This is a genomic window from Mesorhizobium sp. WSM4837 (assembly GCF_055811435.1).
On sequence record NZ_JBVVQE010000004.1, the window covers coordinates 113,093 to 137,214 of the forward strand.

General features: G+C 62.8%; 24 protein-coding genes and 2 pseudogenes. 7 read left to right on the forward strand and 19 right to left on the reverse strand.

The genetic code is table 11. The annotated features are described in order from the left end of the window. Positions 1-226: 226 nt before the first annotated feature. Complete coding sequence (locus AC0L3D_RS03805) at positions 227-619, forward strand: GFA family protein (protein WP_023796958.1); 393 nt, start codon at positions 227-229, stop codon at positions 617-619. 39 nt (positions 620-658) lie between these two features. Here the strand turns inward: AC0L3D_RS03805 and AC0L3D_RS03810 are convergent, their stop codons facing one another. Beyond that, positions 659-2,176 carry a winged helix-turn-helix domain-containing tetratricopeptide repeat protein gene (locus AC0L3D_RS03810; RefSeq protein WP_023796959.1) on the reverse strand — a complete coding sequence of 506 codons (1,518 nt, stop codon included), beginning with the start codon at positions 2,174-2,176 and terminating at the stop codon, positions 659-661. A 133-nt stretch (positions 2,177-2,309) separates the two neighbouring features. Here AC0L3D_RS03810 and AC0L3D_RS03815 point away from each other — a divergent pair, with 133 nt between their 5' ends. Beyond that, positions 2,310-2,555, forward strand: coding sequence for a DUF1127 domain-containing protein (locus AC0L3D_RS03815; protein WP_287171490.1), 246 nt, complete (start codon positions 2,310-2,312; stop codon positions 2,553-2,555). 148 nt (positions 2,556-2,703) lie between these two features. On the opposite strand, the gene AC0L3D_RS03820 is transcribed toward AC0L3D_RS03815, so the two are convergent. Beyond that, positions 2,704-2,970, reverse strand: a complete 267-nt coding sequence (locus tag AC0L3D_RS03820) for a hypothetical protein (RefSeq protein WP_245277571.1) — start codon at positions 2,968-2,970, stop codon at positions 2,704-2,706. Between the two features lie 267 nt (positions 2,971-3,237). After that, a complete protein-coding gene (locus AC0L3D_RS03825; RefSeq protein ID WP_245277572.1) occupies positions 3,238-3,630 on the reverse strand; it encodes a winged helix-turn-helix transcriptional regulator in 393 nt (130 codons plus the stop codon). Positions 3,631-3,968: 338 nt separating this feature from the next. Between AC0L3D_RS03825 and AC0L3D_RS03830 the strand changes: the two genes are divergently transcribed. The 3 genes from AC0L3D_RS03830 (at position 3,969) to AC0L3D_RS03840 (ending at position 7,343) form a co-directional block, all read left to right on the forward strand. After that, positions 3,969-4,940, forward strand: coding sequence for a quinone oxidoreductase family protein (locus AC0L3D_RS03830; RefSeq protein ID WP_473643180.1), 972 nt, complete (start codon positions 3,969-3,971; stop codon positions 4,938-4,940). A 54-nt stretch (positions 4,941-4,994) separates the two neighbouring features. Then, the gene (locus AC0L3D_RS03835) at positions 4,995-5,123 is read left to right on the forward strand and encodes a hypothetical protein (protein ID WP_023796963.1); all 129 of its coding nucleotides are present in this window, start codon (positions 4,995-4,997) and stop codon (positions 5,121-5,123) included. Between the two features lie 474 nt (positions 5,124-5,597). Beyond that, entirely contained in the window at positions 5,598-7,343 is a 1,746-nt protein-coding gene (locus AC0L3D_RS03840) for an adenylate/guanylate cyclase domain-containing protein (RefSeq protein ID WP_473643182.1), read from the forward strand. A gap of 355 nt (positions 7,344-7,698) precedes the next feature. Here the strand turns inward: AC0L3D_RS03840 and AC0L3D_RS03845 are convergent, their stop codons facing one another. From AC0L3D_RS03845 to AC0L3D_RS03870, 6 genes are all read right to left on the reverse strand, one after another. Continuing rightward, the gene (locus AC0L3D_RS03845; protein ID WP_473643184.1) at positions 7,699-8,775 is read right to left on the reverse strand and encodes an S-adenosylmethionine:tRNA ribosyltransferase-isomerase; all 1,077 of its coding nucleotides are present in this window, start codon (positions 8,773-8,775) and stop codon (positions 7,699-7,701) included. Next, positions 8,772-9,494, reverse strand: coding sequence for an SDR family NAD(P)-dependent oxidoreductase (locus AC0L3D_RS03850; protein ID WP_473626872.1), 723 nt, complete (start codon positions 9,492-9,494; stop codon positions 8,772-8,774). Before AC0L3D_RS03850 ends, AC0L3D_RS03845 begins: the two co-directional genes overlap by 4 nt. A gap of 303 nt (positions 9,495-9,797) precedes the next feature. After that, a complete protein-coding gene (locus AC0L3D_RS03855) occupies positions 9,798-10,193 on the reverse strand; it encodes a (R)-mandelonitrile lyase (RefSeq protein WP_473626871.1) in 396 nt (131 codons plus the stop codon). 137 nt (positions 10,194-10,330) lie between these two features. After that, positions 10,331-12,448: a xanthine dehydrogenase family protein molybdopterin-binding subunit gene (locus AC0L3D_RS03860; RefSeq protein WP_473626870.1), complete on the reverse strand. Its 2,118-nt coding sequence runs from the start codon at positions 12,446-12,448 to the stop codon at positions 10,331-10,333. Beyond that, positions 12,445-13,443 (reverse strand): FAD binding domain-containing protein, encoded by a 999-nt coding sequence (locus AC0L3D_RS03865; protein ID WP_473643186.1) that lies wholly within the window; start codon positions 13,441-13,443, stop codon positions 12,445-12,447. The genes AC0L3D_RS03860 and AC0L3D_RS03865 overlap by 4 nt, the downstream gene beginning before the upstream one ends. A gap of 3 nt (positions 13,444-13,446) precedes the next feature. After that, positions 13,447-14,085, reverse strand: coding sequence for a (2Fe-2S)-binding protein (locus AC0L3D_RS03870; RefSeq protein ID WP_023796970.1), 639 nt, complete (start codon positions 14,083-14,085; stop codon positions 13,447-13,449). A 342-nt stretch (positions 14,086-14,427) separates the two neighbouring features. Between AC0L3D_RS03870 and AC0L3D_RS03875 the strand changes: the two are divergent. Next, positions 14,428-15,319: pseudogene (locus AC0L3D_RS03875) on the forward strand (LysR family transcriptional regulator). A 59-nt stretch (positions 15,320-15,378) separates the two neighbouring features. Here the strand turns inward: AC0L3D_RS03875 and AC0L3D_RS03880 are convergent. After that, entirely contained in the window at positions 15,379-16,017 is a 639-nt protein-coding gene (locus AC0L3D_RS03880; protein ID WP_473643188.1) for a ribbon-helix-helix domain-containing protein, read from the reverse strand. Then, positions 16,007-16,153, reverse strand: a pseudogene (locus AC0L3D_RS03885) (HlyD family type I secretion periplasmic adaptor subunit); the annotation flags it as partial. The gene AC0L3D_RS03880 and the pseudogene AC0L3D_RS03885, both read right to left, overlap by 11 nt. A 282-nt stretch (positions 16,154-16,435) precedes the next feature. Here AC0L3D_RS03885 and AC0L3D_RS03890 point away from each other — a divergent pair. After that, positions 16,436-17,047, forward strand: a complete 612-nt coding sequence (locus tag AC0L3D_RS03890) for a hypothetical protein (RefSeq protein ID WP_473531344.1) — start codon at positions 16,436-16,438, stop codon at positions 17,045-17,047. Between the two features lie 204 nt (positions 17,048-17,251). Here AC0L3D_RS03890 and AC0L3D_RS03895 read toward each other — a convergent pair whose 3' ends face one another. The 8 genes from AC0L3D_RS03895 to AC0L3D_RS03930 are packed head-to-tail and all read right to left on the reverse strand — an operon-like array spanning position 17,252 to position 24,080. Continuing rightward, positions 17,252-17,839, reverse strand: coding sequence for a hypothetical protein (locus tag AC0L3D_RS03895; protein WP_473626865.1), 588 nt, complete (start codon positions 17,837-17,839; stop codon positions 17,252-17,254). Further along, entirely contained in the window at positions 17,836-18,426 is a 591-nt protein-coding gene (locus AC0L3D_RS03900; protein ID WP_473531342.1) for a L,D-transpeptidase, read from the reverse strand. The genes AC0L3D_RS03895 and AC0L3D_RS03900 overlap by 4 nt, the downstream gene beginning before the upstream one ends. Further along, positions 18,410-19,573, reverse strand: coding sequence for a CpaE/TadZ family protein (locus tag AC0L3D_RS03905; RefSeq protein ID WP_473626863.1), 1,164 nt, complete (start codon positions 19,571-19,573; stop codon positions 18,410-18,412). The genes AC0L3D_RS03900 and AC0L3D_RS03905 overlap by 17 nt, the downstream gene beginning before the upstream one ends. Beyond that, positions 19,570-20,217: a TadE/TadG family type IV pilus assembly protein gene (locus AC0L3D_RS03910; protein WP_473531340.1), complete on the reverse strand. Its 648-nt coding sequence runs from the start codon at positions 20,215-20,217 to the stop codon at positions 19,570-19,572. Before AC0L3D_RS03910 ends, AC0L3D_RS03905 begins: the two co-directional genes overlap by 4 nt. 2 nt (positions 20,218-20,219) lie before the next feature. Further along, positions 20,220-20,768, reverse strand: coding sequence for a TadE/TadG family type IV pilus assembly protein (locus tag AC0L3D_RS03915; RefSeq protein WP_473643190.1), 549 nt, complete (start codon positions 20,766-20,768; stop codon positions 20,220-20,222). Then, the gene (locus AC0L3D_RS03920) at positions 20,768-22,300 is read right to left on the reverse strand and encodes a TadE/TadG family type IV pilus assembly protein (RefSeq protein ID WP_473626862.1); all 1,533 of its coding nucleotides are present in this window, start codon (positions 22,298-22,300) and stop codon (positions 20,768-20,770) included. The genes AC0L3D_RS03915 and AC0L3D_RS03920 overlap by 1 nt, the downstream gene beginning before the upstream one ends. 60 nt (positions 22,301-22,360) lie before the next feature. Continuing rightward, entirely contained in the window at positions 22,361-22,648 is a 288-nt protein-coding gene (locus AC0L3D_RS03925; protein ID WP_292576756.1) for a hypothetical protein, read from the reverse strand. Then, a complete protein-coding gene (locus AC0L3D_RS03930; protein WP_473531337.1) occupies positions 22,635-24,080 on the reverse strand; it encodes a type II and III secretion system protein family protein in 1,446 nt (481 codons plus the stop codon). The genes AC0L3D_RS03925 and AC0L3D_RS03930 overlap by 14 nt, the downstream gene beginning before the upstream one ends. Between the last annotated feature and the right edge of the window lie 42 nt (positions 24,081-24,122).

Consider the following 24,122-nt stretch of genomic DNA (forward strand, 5'->3'; position numbering starts at 1 on the left):
ACATTGACAATCATTCCTGTCAATGCGCGTTGACGAGTGTAATTGTCAAGAGCGAAAGGGCCGCTTCGTCCGAACTTTCCAGCTGGCTGCGGCTGCAGCAAGCGAGCCAGCTATCGCCCACTGCGGAAGTCGATGCGTCCCGCAGACGGCCCCGCACGGGGCAATTGCAATGACGGTGCCGTTCGTTGTAGCCATTGCGACCGCTTGATTTTGGAGGAGACGCAGCATGGACCGATTCACTGGCAGTTGCCTGTGCGGCAGCGTCCGGATTGTGGCGTCGGGGCTCCCATACCGGGTCGGCATCTGTCATTGTCTCGACTGCCGCAAGCACCATGGCGCCCTTTTTAACGCTTCGGCGGTGTTCCCCCAGGATGCGGTGACGATCGAAGGCGAGACGCGCGACTACGCCGGGCGGTTTTTCTGCCCCCGCTGCGGCTCGACAATTTTCGGACGCACCGCAGACGAAATCGAAGTGAACCTGGGATCACTGGATGCCCCTGACCAACTGATGCCAACCTACGAAAGCTGGATAATCCGTCGCGAGTCCTGGTTGCCGCCGTTTCCGCTCACGGGGCGGTACGAGCGCGATCGTGACGCCACGAGTCGCTTTGAGGAATAGTCGCACGAACGGTGCGAAAGCGTTTGGGAGGCCGGCACGTCACTCCGGAAGACCGGCCTTGCGGAAGCCATCGACGAAATGCTCGAGCGTCACAGCGTCGCGGAATGGCTCCGTCGCGGCCCAGTGCCGGGTGGTGAAATGCGGGTTGCCGACGAGGAACAGTTCGGCCTCTGCGCGCGCCTCGTCGACTTGGCCCAGTTGGGCAAGGCTTGCCGCCAGGAAGCGGCGCGAGCTTGTACGATAAGTCTCGTCCCTGCGCAGTGTTTCGACAGCCGCTTCGTATTGGCCGGCCGCATATTGCGCCTGGCCAAGCGTCAGATAGTACCAACTTGCCGGAAACGGGTTCAACCGGAACGCCTTGCGAATGTGCTCAAGGCCTTCCTTGACCCGTCCGGCCAGGACCGCGATGTCGGACAATGCCGCCCAGGCATCGGCCTCGTTCGGATCGAGCTCGATCGCCCTGGCGAATTCCGCATCCGCCTCGGCGAAGCTGCGCTCATAGGCAAGCAGGTAAGCCAGAACCCAGCGGCAGCCGGCATCGTTCGGATCGATCGCCACGGCTTTGCGCGCCAGTTCCAACGCAACGCTACGGGACGTTTCGGTTGGTCCGCCGGAATGCACCCATCCCATCCAGTGGTTCATGGCAAGCCAGCGATAGGCCTCGGCATATTCCGGATCGAGCGAAACCGCGCGGGTAAGCATCAGATGCGCTTCGCGCGCCGTCTGCGGCGTGTCATCCATCAGCTTGCGCGCCCGCACGCAGAGATCGTAGGCCTCAAGACTTTTGGGCCGGTTGCGCGGCGGCGGTGCGCGCAGCCTGCCGAGCAACGCCTCGACGATCTTGCCGGTGACCTCGTCCTGAACGGCAAAAATGTCTTCCAGGCTGCGATCGAAGCGTTCTGCCCACAAATGGTCGCCACTCACTGCGTCGACCAATTGGGCGTTGATGCGCACGCGCCCCGCAGCACGTCGTGCGCTCCCCTCCAGCAGGTAGCGCACGCCGAGATCCTGCGCGATATCGCGCACGTCCATCGCCTTGCCTTTGTAGGCGAAGGCCGAGTTGCGTGCGATGACGAACAGCCCGGAGATCCTAGACAGGTCGGTAATCAGGTCTTCGGTCAAGCCATCCGCGAAGGATTCCTGCTCGGGATCGTTGCTGACATTGACAAAGGGCAGCACCGCTATCGATGGCTTGCCGGGCAGCGGCAAAGGTTTTCGCTTCGCGCCGAGCTGTTCGACGGCCCCCGTGAAGCGGTAGCCGACGCGCGGGACCGTGGCGATCCATTCGCCGCCCCCATTACCGGCATCGGCGGCCGGGCCAAGCAGCTTTCGCAGCAGCGCGATCTGCACGGTGAGGTTGCCTTCCTCGACGGCCGTGCCCGGCCACGCCGCGTCCATCAACTCGGCCTTCTCGAGGATCTCGCCGGCTCGTCCAACGAGCGCCGCAAGCAGCTTTAGCCCGCGGTAGCCTAAGGCAACGGGGACATCGTTGCGAAGCAGCGTTCCCGCACCGGAATCAAGCACGAACGGACCAAAGGCAAAGCGCGATCCCTGCATGCGGCGTATCTTTAGCCCGTTTGGAAGTTTTGAGAACTATTTGGCAGAGCTTAATTACGACGCTGTTCGTATCCTGCAGAATTCAGCCTCTTTCAGGTCGAAGGTCCCTAGACCTCATACCTTGGAGGTTGCTATGAACGATACTCTTGCATCGGCCCCGCATCAGGCAGGGGGAACGCCGGTGGAGCCGGCGGGAATATTGCGTCGGCAACACAGCCTGGCGACCCTGAGAAGCATTATCGCGGCGTGGGACGACCGGAAACGCTTTCGCTGGGAACTTGAGCAAATGGCGAAGGACAATCCCCATTTGATCGACGACATCGGTCTGACGAGACGGCAGGTCGAGGCAGAGATCGCCAAGCCCTTCTGGCGACGATGATCCTCGTCGCCGCAAGGTCGCGAAGCCGATAACCGTCATCCTCGCCCCTGGTGCGCCAAAAGCATTTCGGAACGGTGGGAGAAGCTGGGCCGCCGATCCGGTCCCAAAATCGAGCGTTCGCGTGCGTCAGCGGGGCGGCCTTTTTCCCCTAGTCGTCGTCGTCATCATCCGTGTAGCGGTCGCGATAGCGGCGACGATCATAGTCCTGGTAACGACGGGAGGATCGGTCCTCCTGGTAAACCCTGCGCTTGACGTAGGTCTCACAATAGTCGTCTTCACAGTAGGTCTCGACAATCCGCTCACGCACAACGCCGTTGTTCGACGAGCTATTCGAGCTTGTGTTCGAGGACTGACTGTCCGCGTGGGCAACGACTGTCGCCATCATCGTCGCTGATGTCACCAGTAGGAACTTCATACGCATGGCTGCCTCCATTTTTGGCTAGATGGCGCAACGCAAAGCCAAATCGAGGTGAAACTCAACGGCTGGGCATGCAGAGCGTGCACCGCAGTCCAGCCCAAAGAAGTTCGCCGGACAGGATGAAACTGGGAACTCATATATTGTTGTTGCGCCTTTTCTGAGATCACCGCTCGGAGCGGTCCGCCTTGCGCTTCATAAACTGCCCTTGCCGCCCCGGCTGAACAGCCAAAATCGGACCCAACCGGTCATTGGTCAAGGGGAAGGTCACTCCGGCTTACCCGAGCAATGGAACTGTTCACCCCAGCGGCATAAGCCCTCTGCCCCGGCACAGAGCGTCGATCCGCTTTCCGTCAACGAATAGACGGCCTTCGCCGGAGAACCCGGATGGACTTTTCGGTTCACAAGCCCGTCTGCCTCGAGTTCTCGCAGCTGCTGCGTCAGCATCTTTTCGCTGATCGCCGGAATTGACTGCCGCAGCCGGCCGAACCTGCGTGGTGTCGCGCCGAGTTCGCAGATGATGTCCAGCTTCCATTTGCCGGAGACCATCTTTATCGCGGTTGCAAAACCATTCTCGGTGGGTTTGTTCACCTTGCCCTCCTTACCGGCAGGTAACCACTTACGCATCCGTGCGTATTGGTGTCGCGCTTCCCAAATCATAGCTCTTCCTCGGAACGACAAGCGAGCCGAGCGTTGCGCCAATCAAAATATGGATGTCGGAATGATGCCTGCAATCGGTGCCCTGGACACTGGACGTATGGGATCGGAACTCGCCCGTGCGCTGCCTGGAGCGGGATATCCCACGACCGTCCGGGACAGGACAGCAGAAGAGCCAGGAGGCGATCCAAGCCTTCATCATCAACCAATCATGGAACGCCTACAAAAAGCGAACTCCTGCTTCGCCGGCGCAAAACAGCAAATCACGTCGGCGAGGCTCGATTGACGACCGCTGGAAGCGGTGGCCGTTTCATGACCAACAGGTTCCCAGGAGAAAAAGCATGACGAATGCAAAACCGGATACAATGCAGGCCGCCGCCATCGACCGGTTCGGTGGAGCCGAGTTGGTTACTGTGCGAGCCGTGCCAGTGCCCGAGGTCGGGCCGAGCGATGTCCTAATCCGGGTCGAAGTGGCGGGCGTGGCCTCGTGGGACGCGCTCGAGCGTGAGGGTCTCTACGACGGGGCTTTCGGAATGCCGTCGACATTCCCCTATGTGCTCGGCTGGGACTGCGCGGGCGCAGTCGTCGCCGTTGGCAGCCAGGTTAGCCGCTTCAAGGAAGGCGACCGGGTGTACGCTGCATCCATGCCGCTTCCCAATGGTGGAACCTATGCCACCTACGCAGTGACGGATGCGGACAACGTTTCGCTCATCCCCGCCAAGCTCACGATCGAGCAAGCGGGCGTCATGGGCTGGGATGCGTTGACCGCGCTCAGCGGCCTGGAAGAGAGCGGCCTAAAGCAGGGCGATACAATGATGATCTTCGGCGCCAGCGGCGGTATCGGGCACATGGCCATCCAACTCGCAAAACGATTGGGCGCCCGCGTATTGGCGGTGGCTTCGGGCGATGACGGCGTGGCGCTATCGCAGCGGCTGGGTGCCGACGCCATCGTCAACGGGCGCAAGGACGACGTGGTGGCGGCCGCTCGTGAATTCGCCGCCGGCGGCCTCGGCGCTGCCCTTGTCACAGTAAGCGGTGAGGCGGCCAACCGCGCGCTGACGTCAGTGCGCGACGGCGGTCGGGTCGCCTGCCCGCACGGCGCGATGCCCGATCCAACTGTCCGGCGCGGCGTGGAGCTCATTCGCTACAACGGCGCCCGCAGCAAGGACGCGACCGACAAGCTTAACCGCCTGATCGACTCTGGCCCGTTCGACGTCCATGTCGCCCGTACATTCCCGTTCGACAGGGTTGTCGATGCGCACCGAGCGCTTGCCACCCACTACGTCGGCAAGCTCGCCTTGCGGGTGAGTTGAGCAAAGGGTGGATCCATCAGACATCACCAGGCGTTGCGACGGCGGAACAGGATTATGACAGCCATGGAAATGTGCTGGCGCTTTCCCATCCGCCGATCGCCGCTGATCTGCCAGAAACAAAAAAATGTGCTGCCGTTTGCGGTCACCGACTATCGGCTGCAAATGGCGCGTCGGAGAGGATGAAACTGGGCACCGCTATGTCGTTGCTGCGCCCATAGATTTCTAGGATCACTTCTCGGAGCGGAGGGGCGGCTTTGCGCCACTTGCCGACCTCAGCACCTCCAAGCGCGAACGTCTGGTGTGATGCGGGCGTTCGTAGGGCATCTCGCTGTTACATCGCGGTGACAAAGCACCGCAACGGTGGCGTCAACCGGTTACACAGAGCAGGAAATATCTCCGGCCTTCTGGGAGTGGTCAGCGTCCCAGAGGCTGCGTGGGCGTGTCGTCGGTTGGCTGTTAGCGCGGCGACTGGAACGCTCCACGCCTCGCAAGCGGGATAGCGAAGTCTCGTGAAGGCAAGGTCAGCTGCGTTCTCCGTTCTGTATCGGCGACGGGCGGCGACTGGGAGAGATGGATACCATGCACATAGGGCGTCCGGAAGTTGGCAGGACATGGACGCGGGGCGGCCCGCGTGCAGGCGCTTGGCTGAGCGGTGCAATGACCACGCAGCGCCGCCTCGCAGCGATCCTGGCTTGCGACGTGGTCGGCTATTCGCGCCTGACGGAGCGCGACGAGCGCGGCACGCTCGAGCGGCTGAAGATCTACCGCAAGGACCTCCTCGAACCGCTGGTCTCCGAGCACCAGGGTCGGATCGTCAAGCTCACCGGCGACGGCATGCTGTGCGAGTTCGCGAGCGTCGTTTACGCGGTGACCTCGGCGATGGCGATCCAGCAGACCCTGGCAGAACACGAGGCGGAGACGCCCGAGGAAGAGCGGTTTCGCTTCCGCATCGGCGTCAATCTCGGCGACGTGGTCTGCGAGGAGGACGGCGACCTCTACGGCGACGGGGTCAACATCGCCGCCCGCCTCGAAAGCATCGCCGATCCCGGCACCGTGGTCGTCTCGGGCACCGCCTACGACCACCTTCAGGGCAAGCTCGACTGCGGCTTCACGCCGCTCGGCGACCTGCGCCTCAAGAACATCGAGCGGCCTGTGCGCGCCTACCGCGTCGAGACCGACGCCAGCGCCTCGGTGGCTGCACTGCCTCCCCTGCCCGAGAAACCCTCGATCGCGGTTCTGCCTTTCACCAACATGAGCGGCGACCCCGACCAGGAATACTTCGCGGACGGGCTGGTGGAGGACATCATCATGGGATTGAGCCGGGTGAACTCCTTCTTCGTGATCGCCCGCAACTCGTCCTTCACCTACAAGGGCCGGGCGGTGGACCTGCGCCAGGTCGGGCGCGAGCTGGGCGTCCGCTACGTGCTCGAAGGCAGCATCCGCAGAGCAGGATCGCGGGTGCGCATCAGTGGGCAGTTGGTGGACGCGATCAGCGGACACCATGTCTGGGCCGGCCGCTTCGAGGGCGACGTGAGCGACATCTTCGACCTGCAGGACAAGGTGACCGAGAGCGTCGTCGGCGCCGTCGAGCCGAGCATCCGGCTGGAGGAGATCAAGCAGGCGCGCATGAAGCCGACCGACTACATCAGCGCCTACGACCTCTACCTTCGCGCGCTGCCGCTCTTCTACAGCATGACGCGCGAAGGCTTTGCCGACGTGCGCCGGCTCACCAACGAGGCGCTCAGCATCGACCCTAGCTTCAACTTGGCGAAGGCACTCGGCGCCTATATCCGCAGCATATCCGTGAGCCAGTGCTGGCACGAGCCCGACGATATCCGAGTCGCCGCGCGCATGGCGCGCGAGGTATTGGCTGAAGCGCGCGACGACCCCACGAGCCTACGCTTCGCCGCGCAGGTGATCGCCTACAGCGCGAAGGACTACGAGATGGCGCTGGGCACGATCGAACGATCCCTGCTACTCAACCCCAATTCGGCGCAAGGCCATACGGGCAGTGGCTGGGTGAACGCACATTCCAGCCGCCCGCTCGTCGCGATCGAGCATTTTCCCAGGGCAATGCGGCTGAGCCCGGTCGACCCCGAGAAGGGCATCGCGCTCTCCGGCATCGGGATGAGCTACCTGATGCTCGAGCGCTACGAAGAAGCGTTGGCATGGGGAGAGCGCGCGCTGCACGAGATGCCGAACTACGGCTCCTCGCACCGGGTGGTGATCATGGCGCTGGTCAAACTCAACCGGCTGGATGAGGCGCAGGCGGCGGCGCGGCGGCTGATGGAGGCGTTCCCGACCTACACGCTCACCCTGCAGAGACAGATCAACCCGTGGCGAGACAAGGTGTTCGCCGAGAGTTACGTCGAGGCGCTGGGCATCTCCGGCGTGCCGGAGTGATCGTCGTGGTTGCAAAGATGCCCCCCTCCTGCGCGTCACGTCCGGCTAGGCGACGTCCCTTGATCCCGCGTCGCTTCTGGAAGGACAGTTCTCTGGCCGGCTTGTCCGAGGACTGAGCGCGTAGAGCAGCCGTGAGCAGCAGCTCTCTGTTGGGTTCGCGTCGAACTCCGGTTTTCACCCTGACGAGACCTACCGGCGGTCCAGACAAAAGTCGCCGTTGGGTCAGAACTGAACGTCGCGACACGATTTTGGAATGTACATCCGATTGGCGCGCCCGAAGAGATTCGGACTCCTGACCCCGATTCGTCAAAACATTGTTTTCCGGAAGCCCTGGAAAACCAAGATCTCGGATCGCCTATAGAGGAGAGGCTGCGTCTCGCGCACGGTTCGGTTCGTGCAATCGATTCAGCAGTTGCCGATTGAGCAGCATGGAATCGCCGAATTCATGCGCGCGGTATCGGTGCGCGGCGAAGGCTGCGGAGGCGTTGGCGAGCAGAGCATCGTCGGCAAAGGCGCGCAGGAGCTCGAAATGGCTTTCGCCCGGCTGGTGGACGCCTGTGAGAATCGCATCGACGACGCGAAGCGGCGTGCCCCGCGCGACGCGGCCCGTCGCAATGCCACTTCCTGCACGCAAGCTGCCATCGGGATTGGCGGCCGCCTCAAGCGCGCGCACGACGCTTGTGCCGACCGCGATGATGCGGCTGCCGCGCAGCTTCGCCCGCGCGACCTGCGCCGCGGTGTGCTCGGGGATGCGGTATGGCTCGTCGAAGGGAAGTCGCGAGTCGAGCGCGTGATCCCCGGTGGAGGAAATGCCCGTGGCATGCGTGAGCGTTGCGAAGCCGATTTCGTGCCGCCGCCAGCTTTGAAGCGTGCGCCAGTCGAGCGCAAAGCCTGCCGATGGCGCCTCGAACGCGATCGGCCGGGCGGCAATCTTCGTCCAAACATCCCAAAGTGCCAACGGCTCGGGAACATGCGCGTATTGGATCGGCCGGCCGTGCTGCGCCAGTCCTGCAAGCACAGCTGCGCGGTTGCCCAAGAAGCGCAGCTCGAGAAGGCGGGGATGGTTGAGAAGGCGCTCCACAACGGCTTCAAGCGGGCCGAGCCGGAGGCGATTGCCCGCTGACAGTGGAGGCGCAGGCAGCCGATCTTCGGTGCGCGTGCGGTGATCGCCCGCGCCGAAGGCAATCGCCACGAAACGCGTTGGATCGGCAAGTGACAGCCAGCCCGCCAGGCGGATCTCGATCGCTTCACTGCTGGGGACATGCGTGCCGTGCAAGCTGGCAGGCAAGGTCGCGGCGTCATTGGCGACGACCAGGTCGTCGGGCTCGAACAGCTTCGCGAGGTCAGCGCGCGGCAGGTCGGTCATCGCGCCGTCCGCCATGACGACCAACAGCCTGGCGGAGCGCCGATCCGGATGGTCGGCGGCAATCATCCACGTGCCACGGCGCGTGGCGCTGCGCCAGCCGGCAACGCGTCAAGCAGTTTTTCAATGATCTCGGCAGCTGCCAGATCGGGGTGCTTCAAGGTGGCCGGATCGGCATCAGGAAGCGCCAGCGCGTGCAGCGGGGTGTCCATATCGCCGGGGTCGAGCGCGAGGAACCTTATGCCATCGTCTTTCGCCTCCTCGTCCCAGATCGCCGTCAGATGGGCAAGAGCGGCCTTGCTCGCGCCATACGCGCCCCAGCCAGGATAGGCGTTCATCGCCGCGTCGCTGGAGATGTTGATCACCAGCGCGCCACGGCCCTCGCGCGCCGACGTGGCAAGCGCACCGAACAGCCCTTTGGTCAGGCGAAACGCGCCGACGAGATTGACCGCAAGCGCTTTTTCCAGATCCTCGCACTCGGTGTCGGCGAGCAGCGCAAGAGGCACCGGCCCGAGGCTCGATGCATTGTTGATAAGGACGTCGAGCCCGCCGAGGCTGGCGGTGACCTGCAACGCGATCGGGTAGATGTCGTGCTTCTTGCCGAGGTCGCCGACAATGCCGTGCGCGCCCGTCTCGTCAGCAATGCGCTCGACGTTTGCGGCAGTGCGTGCGACGAATGCGACGCTCGCACCGCGCGCGGCGAGCTGCCGCACAAGCGCCAGCCCGAGGCCGGACGTGCCACCCGTGACCGCTACGCGAAGACCGTGGAATTCCATATTCGTCAGCATTGCCGATGCTCCTTCCATCCGTGCAAGCCAATGCTACAAGCTCAAGTTAACTTGAGGTCAAGCGTTCATTGCGTGGATCTTTCCTTCTCCCCTTGTGGGAGAAGGTGGATTGGCGCGCAGCGCCAAGACGGTTGAGGGGTGTTGGACGGAGTGCGGCGGCGCCAAGCTGGAACACCCCTCATCCGGCCGCTTCGCGGCCACCTTCTCCCACAAGGGGAGAAGGGAGAGCCGCGCTCGGACGCCCCCGCGGGCGCTGGCGCGTTCGATGCCGAGGCGGCGCGAGACGCCGGGTGCCGCCAGCGATCAGCTGCGGTATTGTTCGTCGCTGACTTTCTCCAGCCATTCGACCGGCTTGCCATCAAGCGATTCCTGGATAGCGAGATGGGTCATCGCCGTGGTCGCAGACGCGCCGTGCCAATGCTTCACGCCAGGCGGAATCCAGACGACGTCACCTGGCCGGATTTCTTCTACTGGCGCGCCTTCGCGCTGGACCCGGCCGAGACCGGCCGTGACGATCAGCGTCTGGCCGAGTGGGTGCGTGTGCCAGGCGGTGCGGGCGCCAGGCTCGAACGTGACGCTGGCGCCACCGACGCGCGCCGGCTCGGGCGCCTGGAAGAGCGGATCGATGCGCACGGTCCCGGTAAAGTAATCGGCCGGCCCGGGGCCGGACGGCTGTGATCCAACTCGCGTGATCTTCATTGTCTCATTCCTTCCTTGGACAGAAGCTGCGCCAACCTGGCCTGCTGCAGCCACGGCGGCGAAAGCACTCGTCGCGGCAAGGACGTCTCTGCGGGTGATGATCATGTCTCAAGCCCCTTCGTTTTCGACGAGGTGGATCAGAGCAGCTTGTCCGGCGTGATCGGCAGTTCGCGGACGCGCTTTCCGGTAGCGTGGAAAATGGCATTGGCGATCGCTGGCGCGACGCCGACCAGCGCGATCTCGCCGAGGCCTTTCACGCCGAGCGGGTTCACGTGCGGGTCGTGCTCGTCGACGAATATCACGTCCATGACAGGCGGGGCGTCGGCGTGCACCGGCACGGCGTATTCGGCGAGATTGGCATTGATGACGCGCCCGTTGCGGGGGTCGACAACCGAGTGCTCCATGAGGGCCATGCCGATGCCGCCGATCATGCCGCCGATGCACTGGCTGCGCGCGATCTTCGGGTTGACGACGCGGCCGGCGCCATAGGCGCCGACCATGCGCCGCACGCGCGTCTCGCCGAGATCGGGATCGACGGCCACCTCCACGAACACGGCGCCAAAGGCGTGCATGGAAAACCGCTTCGTCTCATCTCCGGGAGCGACGTCGGCGGTTGCCTCGATGACTTGGCCGAGACGCTTCATGGCCTCTTCAATTTCGTTGGCGCCGGCGCGTGCCAGCGCGTCGTCGAGCGCCTTGCGGCAAGCCGCCTGCACCGCACTGCCGACGCTCGCCATGGTCATGGAACCGCCGTGGATAGGGGCGCGCGGCAGGCGGGTGTCGCCAAGCGTGAACTTGACCCGCTCGATCGGCAGGCCCAGCGTGTCCGCCGCGACCTGCGTCATCGATGTCCATGTGCCGGGTCCCATGTCGCTCGCTGCGCTCATCACTTCGGCAGTGCCGTCCGGCAAGAGCCGGGCCATGGCCGAGGCGGGTGCATAGTTCATCGGATAGGTGGCGCTGGCCATGCCCCAGCCAATCAGCGAGCGCCCGTCGCGCATGGAGCGCGGCGCGGCGTTCCTTTGTGCCCACCCGAAACGCTCGGCGGCGGCCCGGTAGCATTCCCTGGTCGAACGGCTCGAGAACGGGAGGTCCTTGAATTCGTCCCGGTCCGGCTCGTTGCGCAACCGCAGTTCGACGGGATCCATGTTCAGCGCGACCGCCAACTCGTCCATGGCCGATTCGAGGGCATACATGCCGCTCGCCTCACCGGGCGCGCGCATGTAGGTCGGCGTGTGGACGTTCATCGGCGCGATGCGATGGCGCGTGTGGACGTTCGGGCAGGAGTGCAGGAACCGGGTCGCGCTGAGCAGCGCCTCGGTGAACTCCTCGTAGGTCGAGGTCTCCTGGTGGCCCTCGTGCCGGATGGCCTGGAGCTGGCCGTCACGGGAGGCGCCAAGCGCGGCCCGCTGCGCCGTGTGAGGACGGTAGCCGACGCCGTAATACATTTCGCGCCGCGACAGCACCAGCTTGACTGGCCGTCCGGCTACACGGGCGCCCAGCGCGGCGAGCGTGACATGCGGCCAGCAGCGCAGCGCCGAACCAAACGCGCCGCCGACGAAGGGCGAGATGACACGGACGTTCTCGGCAGCGATGCCGAACACGGCGGCGATCTCCTCGGCGACGTTGTGCACCCATTGTGTCTTGTCCCACAGGGTCAGGCTGTCGCCCTGCCATGAGGCAATGGTGGCGAACATCTCTATCGGATTGTGGTTCTCGCGCGGGATCACATAGGTCTGGTCGACCCGGAATTCCGCTTGTTCGAAGGCGCTGTCGGGTTCGCCTCGCCGTATCTCCCACTCCGCCGGTTTCCCGGTAGGCAGAACTGGATCGACGCTTTCCATGTCGGTGGACGCCGCTTCGTGCCGGTAGGTAACCCGCACGACCTCCGCCGCGTAAACCGCCTGTTCAAGCGTCTCGGCGACCACCAGCGCGATCGGCTGGCCCTGGTGAGTCACTCGGTCGTCCTGCAGCACATGCAGGCGCTCGCCAACGGCTGCGTCCGGGAGGCCTTTGTGCCGCTGGTAGGCGAGCCTGGGCGTGTTGCTGTGCGTCACAACCGCGATTACGCCGGGCGCCCGTTCGGCCTCCGCCGTGTCGATGGATGCAATGCGGCCGTTCGCGACAATGCTCCTGACGACGGCGGCATGGGCGAGGTTGGGTACCTCAAACTCGGCGGCATAAGTCGCGGCGCCGGTAACTTTCAGGCGGCCATCGACGCGGCTGACGGATTTTCCGATCAAGGCAGCAGTCATGCGCGTGCTCCCGCGATTTCGGCCGCACGCACGATGGCGCGCTGCATGAGTTCGATCTTGAAACCGTTGTGGCCGCGACCCCGTGTGCCGTCTGCTGCGAGCGCCGCCGCCTGGCGGAGCACCGCTGGCTCGAAGTCGGCGCCGGCGAGAGCGGTCTCGACGTTCGACAGGCGCCAGGGTTTCGTTCCAACGCCGCCGAGCGCTACGCGGGCCTGCCGGATGCGAGCGCCGTCCGTCTCGATTGCGACTGCGGCCGAGACCACGGCGAACTCGAAGGAGGCGCGATCGCGTACTTTGAGATAGTGAGACCGCAGTCCTGCCGCCCTGGCCGGGACCGTGATCGCGGTGATCACTTCGCCCGGTTTCAGGACGGTTTCGAGGTGCGGCGTATCGCGGGGAAGGCGATGGAGATCGGAGAGCGGCACGGAACGGTCACCGCCAGCTCCTCGGAGCTCGACCGACGCATCGAGCGCCACCAGGGCAACCGCGAGGTCCGACGGGTGAACGGCGATACAGTTGTCGCTCGTGCCGAGCACTGCGTGCCAGCGGTTCTCGCCGTCCAATGCGGCGCAGCCGGAGCCAGGCACGCGCTTGTTGCATGCCTCGTAGCCGACATCGCGAAAGTAGGGACAGCGTGTGCGCTGAAGCAGATTGCCGCCCATGGTCGCCTGGTTGCGGACCTGCGGGCTCGCCGAATTCAGCAGCGCCTGGGATATCAGAGGGAACTGCTCGACCACAGCTTGATGGGCGGCCACCTCCGCCATCGTGGCGGCGGCGCCAAGCCTCAGGCCTTGCGGACCGATCTCGATGCCGTCGTCGAGAACTCCCGCGAGGCTCACAAGCCGATCCGGTCGGCGGACATTCTCCTGCAGAAGCTGCACCATGTCGGTGCCGCCGGCGATGTATTCGACCGGCGCATCATTGCGGCCGGCTTGAGCGCCGAAGCTGAGTGCGGCAGAGAGATCCCGCGGACGTTCGAGCACAAAGGGATGCATGGCTCAGCCCTCCTGCGTCGAGTTGGACACGGCAGCCGCGTCCTGGATGGCCGCGACGATATGGTCGTAGGCGCCGCAACGGCACAGATTGCCGCTCATCCATTCGCGGATCTCCTCCGGCGACCCGGCATGGCCTTCGCTGATGCAGGCGACGCCGGCCATGATCTGCCCCGACGTGCAATAGCCGCACTGGAAGGCATCGCGCTCGATGAAGGACGCCTGCAACGGATGGAGCTCATCGCCCTGCGCCAATCCTTCGATGGTTTTGATTTCGCGGCCCTGAGCGAGCGCCGCGAGCGAGAGGCACGCCTTCACGCGCATGCCATCCATCAACACCGTGCAGGCGCCGCATTGGCCGAGGCCGCAGCCCTTCTTCGAGCCCGTCAGATGCAGGTGCTCGCGCAGCGCATCCAGCAGCGTCGTGCGCGGGTCGAGCGAAAGCCGGTGCTCCGTCCCGTTGATGCGCAGCGACACATCGAGCGGCACCGTCGCGGCGCCGGCAGCCTGTGCCAGCGCCGGAGATATAGCTCCGGGCACGAATTGTTCTCCTAAAAGAGCACCGCCAGTCACAGCAGCCGCTTGCATGAGCTCCCGGCGCGTTATGTCCGAACTGGCTGTCGAAGTTCTTTGGCTATCAGACATGTCGATTGTCGCTTTCGTGATGATCCGCCAAATTCGCGGCCCAAGATATGGATGGCCCCCGGCCCGAAGACACGCTGGGTGCGTGTGCGACGCTAAAAGCTTAGGGCGCTTGAGGCGCCTTGATTAGCGCCCGCTCCCCGATAGGACCTATCGGTCGGGGCCATGAATGGCAGCGACGCGAATGAACTGCCGCCGGTTCTTCCTTCATCGTCATTGCTCAGACGGGTTCGCGCCACCGTCCGGGAAATTTGCGGTGCTCTCGGCAATCGCGATCGATTGAGTGTGTGCAGTTCGCTCGATTAGTCCGTATAATCCGCCCAAACTTATGGGGCGGAACCATAAATGCAGCGCGGACGACTCGATATGCTTCTGGCCTTTCTGGCGGTTGCGCGGGAGGGCAGCTTCACGCGCGCCGCTGCGCAGCTCGGAATTTCGCAGTCCACGCTCAGCCACACGGTCCGCGATCTGGAAGAGCGGCTGGGCATTCGGCTGCTGACGAGAACGACCCGAAGCGTTTCGCCTACAGAGGCCGGCGAGCGGCTGCTGCGCAATATCGGCCCGCGCTTTGAGGAGATCGAGGCCGAGGTCGAGGCGTTGAGCGAATTGCGGGAGAAGCCCGCCGGCACCATTCGTCACGGCAAGCGATCACGCGTTCAACGCCGTCATCTGGCCGAAGCTGGCGAAGCTCCTGCCGGACTATCCCGACGTCACCGTCGAGGTCTTCCTCGACAACGCACTGACGGATATTGCTGCCGAACGGTTCGACGCGGGCGTGCGAATGGGAGAGCGTGTTGCAAAAGACATGATCGCGGTGCGCGTCGGACCGGACATCCGCTTCGCCGTCGTCGGGACGAAGTCGTATTTCGCCAGGCGGCCGCCGCCAACGACGCCGCAGGAGCTGACCGACCACGTTTGCATCAACCAGCGCTTTTCCATCAATGGCGGGCTTTGGGCCTGGGATTTCGAGCGCGATGGTCGCGAGCTGAAGGTGCGGGTGGACGGCCAGATTGTCCTCAATGGCACCCTCGAGATTCTCGAGGCGGCGCTGGCTGGTTTCGGCCTCGCCTATGTGCCGGAGGATGTCGCGGAGCGTCATCTGGAAAGCGGCCGCCTGATGCGGGTGCTGGATGAGTGGTCACCGCCCTGGCCGGGATATCACCTCTACTATCCAAGCCGTCGCCAAGCGTCGCCGGCTTTCGCCCTGCTCGTCGATGCGCTCCGCTTCTCGGGTTGAGGCAATGCAGTGCGAAGCGTCTTCGGCCAGGATTGACCGTTCAGTACCGCCGGAACCGGTCAGCCGAAGACGAACGCCATCAGCAGCTCCGGCTCGATCACCGGCGCCCGCACGACGTTCAATTGACCACGGTACCGACGTTCGCCCGTGCCGAGGACAAATCCGCTGCTGACCGGCGTTTCACCGTTGATGTCGAGGCGCGCAAAAATGTCGGCGACATTGAGGTCCAACGCCAGCTTGAGGTCGTGCCGCGCATCGTCCTTTGGTCCGGAAGGCAGTTGGCGCTTCACCAATTGCTGGAACGGAACATTGAAAGTCAGGATCTTCTTCGATGACGTCAAGGCAAATGCAGGCGAGGGGCAGGCAACCAGTATGGCGTTGATTGTCGTTATTGACGCGAGCTTACTCAACGTCACGTTTTCCTTCGCCTGTCCGCGTATGCAGGCTACCCGGATCGCCGATGTCAGATTGCCACTCTGTGCCTGAACTCCGGCTATCTCATCTATGAGCATGCCGATCGTGCACTTCCGGCTCTCAGCCATCTGCTTCAGCGATATCCAAAAAGCCCGCTCCAGACGGATCCCGCGGCGTGTTCCGCCACGCGCCACAACTCGAAATTCCAAGCCAAAATCCTCCTTGGCGAGCGGCAGGAGTCGCTGATCGGTATTGGTGGAGGGAGAGGTGGCGCTAGCGCTCACTCATGGCCTCCTGACGCGCCTTGTTGATCGGCTTCAAAAGGGAACTCAGGATCGTCTTGCGTCTGGTCTTGATGTCGACAGAGCAGATCACGCCCGGGATGATCGGATAAGCCTCGCCATCCCGTTCGATCGTCGAAATCGCAAATGTGATCAGGAGGCCAAGGCGCTTGCCAATGGCCACTTTGATTATCGTATTCGTTTCTACCCCACCCACGCTTCTGCCCGGTACTTTTTATGGCCAAGCCTTCTCACCGAAGCTTTGACAAATTATCCGACAGATTCTTCGAATACGTGAGTGTTTGTTGATCTAGGGCCGGCTAAGAACCGAATTCGGGCCATAAGTTTCGGGAATGTAGCAAAAATGGCACATAAAACGGGCGCTCGCTGCGGTTGCGGCAAGCGCCTGCGCCTGTGATCAATGCTGTTCGCGGCGCTTTCCTTAAGCCTCGCGCAATCTTTGCAGTCTATTCTGCTTGTCGATTGGCGAGGGAACATGACGCGCAAGCCGCTACTGCTTTTTGCCTTCCCGGCTCTCATTCTTCTCATTCTGGCAGGGGAACGAGCAGCGACGTTCCTGCTCGGAACCTATCCGGCCAGCCCTGCCCTGTGGCGGATCTGGCTTGAGTTGCGCCCTTTGGCCACGATGTTCTGGCAGCAGGTCGACCTCTATCTCAGCGGTTCAATGGTCCTTGATGCCGCTATCCTGATCGCCGCATCGATCCTCTGCTGGATGGCTTGCCGGACGAGAAAGTCGGCCGCGTTCTTCCTTGTCAACCACGCTGCTCTGCTCTTCGCCGGGCTGATGATCGCTTCCAGCAGCCATTCTGAAACAGCGAGCACGATAGCGGCGTTCACCGCGCCCAGCGGCCATCCATTCTCGCTGGTGCTCGATTTCACATGGCAGAACAGCCTGGTGCTGGGTCTCGGCACTGCAGCCTGCGCCTACTGTCATTTTACGTTTCTCAGCGAAGCGCGACAGCGTTCCGAAGCGCTCGCCGTACGGCTTATTGCTCTGCAGCGGGATCTCTAGGACCCCGGGGCACAGCCGTGCCAACTTCGTCATCCCAGGGCGGAGCAAGGAGCGAAGCGACGCGGCGCAGACCCTGGGATGACGAAGTTGAGGTGTTTGGGCTGATCGCAGACGTTGGGTTGGAGATTGGCGGCTGAAGGCCGGCCGACAGGGACCGTCGACAGTCCCTTTCAGGCTAAGAACCAAATCCTCTGTAGAGAGGAACTAGTTGATTTTCTTGTAATGGACCTTGCCGTCAGGCTGCACTATGCGCTGGTAGGAGGCGTTCGGGGGAGGGGGCGCCGCGGCGATCTTCCTTTTGAGCGGGCGCGGCACATCGACGATACTGGGTTCGGTCGCTTCTTCGAGATCGGTGGCTGCTTCCGCCATGGTGCTGGTCGTGACCACGGAAGGCTCCGCAATGCTCGACATGTCGTCGTCACTGTCCAGGGGCAGCTCCTGTTCAAGCCGGGCAATGCTGCCTTTGACTTCGTTGAAGCTGCCCTGCAGTTGACTGTCCAGTTTTTCGAACCGGCTTTGAAAGCCGTTGTTGACCGCATCGAGCCGGGCTGCGATCCGTTGCTCGAACGATCCGAGCTGTTCCAGCCGCCGTTCGACAAGGCGCAGATCGTTGATGCCGCGGTAGAAATAGACCGCGGCCGTTATGTTCACCGCCGTGATCAGTAAGGCGCCGACGGCGACAACGCCGATCATCCTTGCATTGCTCGGTTTCCACGCTGGAGCTTGCTCTTCAGTGTGGGTTGCCGGCCCAATGTCGATTGCCGGCATATCCAGGTCGCTGATCATCGTCATTGGACCACCACCTTTGCGCCGACCGAGACGCGCTTGAAAAGATCGATCACATCAGTGTTGGTAAGACGGAAACATCCCGATGTTCCGTCGAAGCCGATGCCCTTGGGATCGTTGGTGCCGTGGATGCGGTAGAGCGTGTCGCGCCCATCCCGCAGCAGATAGAGTGCCCTGGCGCCGAGCGGATTGTAGGGACCGGCGGGCACCATTTCCGGCAGCTCCGGCTGGCGGGCGCGCATTTCCCTGGGCGGGCGCCATTCCGGCCATTCCGTTTTCGCCCCGACCTTGACGATGCCGGTCCAGCCAAAGCCGTCGCGTCCGACGCTGATCTGGTAGCGCAGCGCCTGGCCCTGCCGGGTCACCAGATAGAGCGCCTTCTCGTCCTTGCGGATGATGATCGTGCCGGCCCGTTCCACGGTTTGGAGAGCAACCGCCTTGCGCAGGCTGGGGCCCATTGCCGGCAGCGGCGGCCGGTCCGACAGCGCGGATCGGGCATGGGCGAATTCCCAGGCCGGCATCCCCAAGGCAAGGCCGATGATGCAGGCGCCGGCGAGTCTCGGGACGGTGCGAAATCTACCGTGCAGCGTCATCGAGCCGCTCTTTGAACATCCGCTTCAGGTCCTTGTTGAAACGTGCCCGCCCATCCACTTCGGAAGGCAGGATGGCCCGGTTCAGCGCGTCGGTCAGCAGCGCATTGTCCAGGCCGACCGACTTGATGTGCGGCGCCTTGAAGATCTTCTCGAGTTCGCTGCGCGAAAAGTGGTTGCCGAACCATTTGCGCTTATGCTTGTTGGCGACCAGGGTGATGCTCACCGAATTGCCGCGCAGCTCGCGGATCTTCGTGTAGAGCCGCTTGCCTTGCCGCAGCGAGGCGACGTTGAGCTCGAAGACGATGAAGATCTCGTCGCTCGTCGAAAGCACGGAATTCTGCCAGGGGGTTTCGATATTCGGCAGGTCGATGATGATGTCGTCGAAGCGGTAGGCGACGAGGTCGAGCAACCGGAACACGAAATCGGCGCCCTGCGGCTCAAACGGCAGCTGCGGCCTCTCGAATGAATAGAGGGTCAGGCTGGACGGACGAGAGAGCTTGATGACGTCCATCAGTTCGACATCGAGCCTTTCCGGCTGGCCGATGATGCCGGCCAGGTCGAACTGGTTGAACAGGTTGAGATAGGCGCCGCAATTGGCGCTCTGGAAATCGAGGTCGACGAGGCACGTCGAAGCCGCGCGTTCGGTGGATTTCGACGCCAGGAATTCCGCCGCCGACAGAGCGAGCGTCGTGGCGCCGGCGCCGCCGCTGGCGCTGATGAAAGTGATGATTCGGCTCTTGGTGCCCTGGTTGCCGGTGTCGTGGAAGGTGACCGCGTTGAGCAGTTCCTTGGCGTCGAGCGGCTTGTGCAGCCAGTCCGAGGCGTTCATGCGAACCAGGATACGCGTCTTTTCAGAGGTCAATTCGTCGGAGACCGCGATCAGCGGCACGGTCGCCCACAAGGCGCGCGCCGCGACAATGCCGGGCTCGCCGAGCAGCTCGCCGTTGGCCAGGTCGAGGATGACGATGCCCGGGCGCGTCTCAGCGGGCGGACCGTTGAGAAAGTCGGCCGTGTCGGAAATCCTGACATCGTAGATGGCCAGCGCGTCGAGCCGCGTCGCCACCTCGCGCTTGAACTGCGGATCCGATGAGAATAGGGCCACCTGCTTTCGTTTGGTCGGCAGAACCTTGGTGTTGATGGCATTCATGGGGATATACTCTTCAGGTCTTCGCCCGTGACCGTGCTGAGCATCGAGGGCATGGTGAGGTTTCCGAATCCTAGCAGGCCGCCCAGGAAGAAGAACTGGAAGGTCCGGTTCTGAAGGCTGACGGTGATTGTCGGCACCGGTCCGCCCAACCGAGTCTGGTAGCCCAAGCCGGTGGCGGAGTACGCGATGACAACATTGTCGCGCCGCAAGCCAGGAAAGAAATGACACATTCCATGCCGCGTGCTGGGTTGCTGGGCAGGGGTGATTATCGGACAGGCGTCGTCATTGGTGTTTGCAGTGTCGCCCCGAAAGATGCGGCTGAAATTGGCGGCATTGAATGTCCCGCCATTACTGCAGGCCCCAGTGCCAGCAGTATAAGTGCAAGTGAATGGTCCGTAGGCCGCGGCGATGACCGGAGCGCCCGGCGTGGTCGTCGGTGCGGCTGTAGCTAGCGCGGTGGCAACCGGATCGGAAATCGAGGCCAGTCGTGCGCCGAGTTGCACGGCTTTGGTGGCGGCGTTCCACTGATAGAGGGCGTAACCGAAATCGACGAAGCCGAGGACAAGGGTAAACAGCAGTGTCGATACGATGGCCATGTCCACCATCGTCGCGCCGTCCTCCGATTTTGCGAAACGCCTGATCATGATCAGAACCGGATCAACCGCTCCTCGTGAAAGCTGTTCAGGGTAATCGTACCGATGCTGAGCAGCGACAGCATGCCGACGCCGCTATATGGGTAGTTGCCGACCGCTCGGACGATGCAGACTTGTGCCGCGGTGGAGCGATACTGGGTGACGCCAGCTTGCACAGCATCGTGGCAGGATGCGGGGGCGGCAATAGTCACCGTCGCGTTATTGGATGTCCCCCCCGCTTTCTGCCAGCCGCTGACCCGCGCACTCCCCGTGCCTGCCGGATTGCCGAAGACGGCGATGTTGGCAGCGATATCGGCGCAATTGATCGCCGCGAGCCCGGCCTTAGTGTATAACTGGCTGTTGCAGCGCGCGGCAAAGCGCGCCGCATCCGACAGGCCGGCCTCCATCAGTAGCTTTTTGTGGATCAGATTGCCGAACTCGAACACGCCTGCCGACAAGACCAGCATCAGTGGCGCGATCAGCGCCATTTCGACGAGAGCCGTGCCGCGCTGCTCGCGTCGAAATCTGTGGAGATGATGGTACAGCGCTCCGATCATCACCATCACCGATAAAGCTGGGCTTCGTCGCGAAGGAAATTGTCGAGCGTACCCTGGCCGGCACCGCCGGTTACGTCGACCACTTCGACCATCACCGAAGCGTCCTCCGATGGCGACGCAACCGGTTCAGTGAGGAAGAAGCTGCCGAAGGCTTCGACCGGAAGATTGGTGCTGTGGCCGGACAGGCCGTTGCCCGCAGCTTCGAGAGCATTGCAGTTCAGGATCGCGCCATAGATCAACCGACGATCAACTGTCGTGACGGGCGGTTGGCAAGCTGCCGACGGCGTTCCGGTCTCTCCACCGGTCGACGCGGTGCCCACCAAGCCCGCCGATATTTCGTAGCGGTAGACCTCATAGCGCGTCGGCTTGGTCGTATCCCATGACGATGGATAGCTAGCTGAACCGAAGTTGGTGCTCCAATAGCCGGAGAAGTTCCAATCTCCGTCGCCCATCCTGCCGCCCATATACGGCGTTGTCGCATCGCGCGGAAGGCCCATTGTTCCAGCTTCGGTGAACGAAAGCTGGTTCATGGCAGCGCATTGATTGGCGCTGCCTGTGGTCCGTATTGCCCCTTTTCGGACATTGGCGGCGGGACCGTAAGCTGGGCTGTTGAAGTGATTGCCGTTAGCTCCAATCCCGAAACGAACGTTGAACGCATCTTGAACCGGGCCGGCATTCTGACCGGTCTTCGTCGTTACGTTCGCGGAATTGTAGCAGCCGATCGGCGTCGACGTTGCAATCGTCTGAGCCAGCGCTTGGGCACCATTTCCCACATTTGGCGGAGGCTCGAGGAAGCCGAAGTTGCCCGGACCGGCCGCAGCCCCATTTCCGACCTTCCGCAGTTCGATCAGCCTGCGACGGACGGCCGGATTGGAAACGGCCTGCTCAAGCGTGAAGCCGCCGGCATTGTTTGTCCCGTTCACCATCTCATAGGGGTTGCACATGAAGACCGGTGTGAAATCGCAGACGCCGGAGGTGAAGCCCGCTACCGCGACTGCCCCGACATTGAAGCTGTTGCTGGCGCCGGATGTCACAAATGAGGCGGGAAAGATCGCGGCAAACCCTTGGGGAGCGACTGTCACCTGGATGAACCGTGTTTCCGCCTCACCGACAGCCTGGTTGGCATCTGCAAGATAGTTGGCCTGATTAGCGGCTGTAATCTTGGTTCCGTCGTTGGCAGGGATCGCTTTGAGGAAGCACCAGGAAATGTTGCCAGCATTGTTGCAGCGCTGCGTGCCTCCCGGCTGACCGGAGGTCAGAGTGAACCGGCCTGCCGTGGAGAAGTTGCTTTCATTGTCTACGAGCGTCGCCATGGCGCGTTCAGCCCGCGCCCAGGAACCGCTGCTTCCGTCCAGTTCCGCTGCCGCCGCGAGCGCAAACGCATCCGCCCCCTTCTGAAGATCGTTGTGGAGGTTGTTGACCCGGCTCATATCGATCGCCAGCAGGGAAAAGCCGATGATTGCCGGCAGCGTGATGCTGACCAGTATCAGCGCTATTCCCCTCTGATCGTGCCAGAACGCGCGAACAATCCGCAGCATGGCCTTACCGTTAGCTCCCCTGACGCCAGTCGCTTTGCCTGACGTTGAACCCGCACCCTTCTATTCAACCCCGGTGTTGCCGACATTGACCGTTATGGCCGGCGGCGGCGGTGGCGGTGGTGGAAATTTGTAACTCTGGGCAACAGCGGCAGCGCGCGCGCCGTCGCCTTCGATCGCCGTGTTTCTCGACGCCGGATTGAGCGGATCGACCGTCTGCAGCAGCGAATTGTATTTCTGCGTGTCGCCGGCAGCCAGTGTCACTGTTTCGTAATTGTTCAGGTAGTCGGCGGCGCACCCCGTCAGCCCGCCGGCGCACAAAAGCAGGATCAAGGCGCTATTTCTTGACATAGATCATCTTGTCCTTGGATTTCAGGTCGAGCATGTGGCCATAGGGGCCGACGACGCCTTCGCCCAGTTCATATTTGCGAACCATGTCCTTGGTCACTTCGAGCTGACCGAGTATGAAGAGTTCCGGGTCGTTGGCCGGCCGTGTCTTGTCGAACGGCGTCGCCAGTTGTTCCCCGGGCTTTACCGGCCGCACAATACGCGGCGTCACGATCACGACCAGTTCGGTCTCTTCCTTCTGGTTGCTTGAATTCCGGAACAGCGTCCCGACGATCGGGACCTGGCCGAGCCACGGCACCTGCCTCTGGATCTTGGTGTTCTTGCTGGACAAAAGACCGCCGACCGCGAAGCTCTGGCCGTCGCGCAACTCGACGACGGTAGACAGCTTGCGGTTGGTGAAGATCGGGTCACCGGCGGTGGTGAAGCCGGTGAGGTCGCTGACTTCCGGAGCCAACCTGATGTTGATCTTGTCGTTGGCGAGCACGACCGGCGTGAACAGCAGATTGACGCCGAACTGCTTGTATTCGATGCTGATCTCGCCATCACCGTCGTCGACGCGGATAGGTACTTCGCCGCCGGCATTGAAGCTGGCAACCTCACCGGAAAGCGTGGTGAGGTTGGGTTCGGCAAGGGTGCGCACCACGCCCTTGGCCTCGAGCGCCTCGATGATCAGGTCGACCTTGATGTTGCTGTCGATGACGCGGGTGATCAGCGCCGCGAACGGGTTGGTGTTCGAAAGAAGGCCGGTAAGCAGACCGCCCGGCCCCAGCACCACATTGTCTTCATCGACGGCGGCAATCCCCGTCCCGGTGCGGGTCGTGCCGCTGCCATTGGTGCTCCTGATCGAGACGCCAAGATCACGGCCGGCATTGCGCTTGGCCTCCAGCACCCGCACTTCGAGGTTTACTTGCTGGCTGTCGTCGACGGTCACTGCGTTTATGATCGCGTCGGGGCCATATTGCTGGGCGACCTCCATGATCGCCGCCAGCGTGGCGCCGTCCTTGACATGGCCGCCAAGCCTGACCTTGCCGTTGATCGAACCGATATCGATGCGCGAATTGGGCGCGACCTGCCGGATCGCTTGCGCCATGTCGCTCACGTCGACGCCGACTTCGATCTGGATCACGCCAAGCGAGCGCTTGTCTTCTGAAAAGAGGTTGACGGTGGTGGTGCCGGCGCTCTTGCCGATGACATAGAGCGTGCGGTCGGTCATCGGCTGGGCGTCGGCGATCTTCTCGTCGCCCACGACGATGTCGCCCAGCGTGGCGTTCACCTGGATCGTCACCGACTGCGACATGGGCAGGAAAACGCGGTGGACGCTGGGGTTCGATACATCGATCTTGCGGTCGGCTGCATGAGCAGCAAGATCGATCGGCAATAGCATCACCGAACAGGCCAGCGCGGCAGCCGCCAGTGGTCCCCGGAACATTCGCATCTAGACTATCCCCCTTGCCGATTCGTTCGGCAATACCCTAGC

What these genes read in the sequence shown, in the direction of transcription:
- AC0L3D_RS03855 (WP_473626871.1), bottom strand. Translation starts at nt 10,193, where the DNA reads ATGAAGATCACGCGAGTTGGATCACAGCCGTCCGGCCCCGGGCCGGCC.
- AC0L3D_RS03810 (WP_023796959.1), bottom strand. Translation starts at nt 2,176, where the DNA reads ATGCAGGGATCGCGCTTTGCCTTTGGTCCGTTCGTGCTTGATTCCGGT.
- AC0L3D_RS03815 (WP_287171490.1), top strand. Translation starts at nt 2,310, where the DNA reads ATGAACGATACTCTTGCATCGGCCCCGCATCAGGCAGGGGGAACGCCG.
- AC0L3D_RS03930 (WP_473531337.1), bottom strand. Translation starts at nt 24,080, where the DNA reads ATGCGAATGTTCCGGGGACCACTGGCGGCTGCCGCGCTGGCCTGTTCG.
- AC0L3D_RS03820 (WP_245277571.1), bottom strand. Translation starts at nt 2,970, where the DNA reads ATGAAGTTCCTACTGGTGACATCAGCGACGATGATGGCGACAGTCGTT.
- AC0L3D_RS03835 (WP_023796963.1), top strand. Translation starts at nt 4,995, where the DNA reads ATGACAGCCATGGAAATGTGCTGGCGCTTTCCCATCCGCCGATCGCCG.
- AC0L3D_RS03895 (WP_473626865.1), bottom strand. Translation starts at nt 17,839, where the DNA reads ATGACGATGATCAGCGACCTGGATATGCCGGCAATCGACATTGGGCCG.
- AC0L3D_RS03915 (WP_473643190.1), bottom strand. Translation starts at nt 20,768, where the DNA reads ATGGTGATGATCGGAGCGCTGTACCATCATCTCCACAGATTTCGACGC.
- AC0L3D_RS03805 (WP_023796958.1), top strand. Translation starts at nt 227, where the DNA reads ATGGACCGATTCACTGGCAGTTGCCTGTGCGGCAGCGTCCGGATTGTG.
- AC0L3D_RS03840 (WP_473643182.1), top strand. Translation starts at nt 5,598, where the DNA reads ATGACCACGCAGCGCCGCCTCGCAGCGATCCTGGCTTGCGACGTGGTC.
- AC0L3D_RS03845 (WP_473643184.1), bottom strand. Translation starts at nt 8,775, where the DNA reads ATGATTGCCGCCGACCATCCGGATCGGCGCTCCGCCAGGCTGTTGGTC.
- AC0L3D_RS03860 (WP_473626870.1), bottom strand. Translation starts at nt 12,448, where the DNA reads ATGACTGCTGCCTTGATCGGAAAATCCGTCAGCCGCGTCGATGGCCGC.
- AC0L3D_RS03865 (WP_473643186.1), bottom strand. Translation starts at nt 13,443, where the DNA reads ATGCATCCCTTTGTGCTCGAACGTCCGCGGGATCTCTCTGCCGCACTC.
- AC0L3D_RS03910 (WP_473531340.1), bottom strand. Translation starts at nt 20,217, where the DNA reads ATGATCAGGCGTTTCGCAAAATCGGAGGACGGCGCGACGATGGTGGAC.
- AC0L3D_RS03850 (WP_473626872.1), bottom strand. Translation starts at nt 9,494, where the DNA reads ATGCTGACGAATATGGAATTCCACGGTCTTCGCGTAGCGGTCACGGGT.
- AC0L3D_RS03825 (WP_245277572.1), bottom strand. Translation starts at nt 3,630, where the DNA reads ATGATTTGGGAAGCGCGACACCAATACGCACGGATGCGTAAGTGGTTA.
- AC0L3D_RS03905 (WP_473626863.1), bottom strand. Translation starts at nt 19,573, where the DNA reads ATGAATGCCATCAACACCAAGGTTCTGCCGACCAAACGAAAGCAGGTG.
- AC0L3D_RS03925 (WP_292576756.1), bottom strand. Translation starts at nt 22,648, where the DNA reads ATGTCAAGAAATAGCGCCTTGATCCTGCTTTTGTGCGCCGGCGGGCTG.
- AC0L3D_RS03830 (WP_473643180.1), top strand. Translation starts at nt 3,969, where the DNA reads ATGACGAATGCAAAACCGGATACAATGCAGGCCGCCGCCATCGACCGG.
- AC0L3D_RS03870 (WP_023796970.1), bottom strand. Translation starts at nt 14,085, where the DNA reads ATGTCTGATAGCCAAAGAACTTCGACAGCCAGTTCGGACATAACGCGC.
- AC0L3D_RS03900 (WP_473531342.1), bottom strand. Translation starts at nt 18,426, where the DNA reads ATGACGCTGCACGGTAGATTTCGCACCGTCCCGAGACTCGCCGGCGCC.
- AC0L3D_RS03920 (WP_473626862.1), bottom strand. Translation starts at nt 22,300, where the DNA reads ATGCTGCGGATTGTTCGCGCGTTCTGGCACGATCAGAGGGGAATAGCG.
- AC0L3D_RS03890 (WP_473531344.1), top strand. Translation starts at nt 16,436, where the DNA reads ATGCTGTTCGCGGCGCTTTCCTTAAGCCTCGCGCAATCTTTGCAGTCT.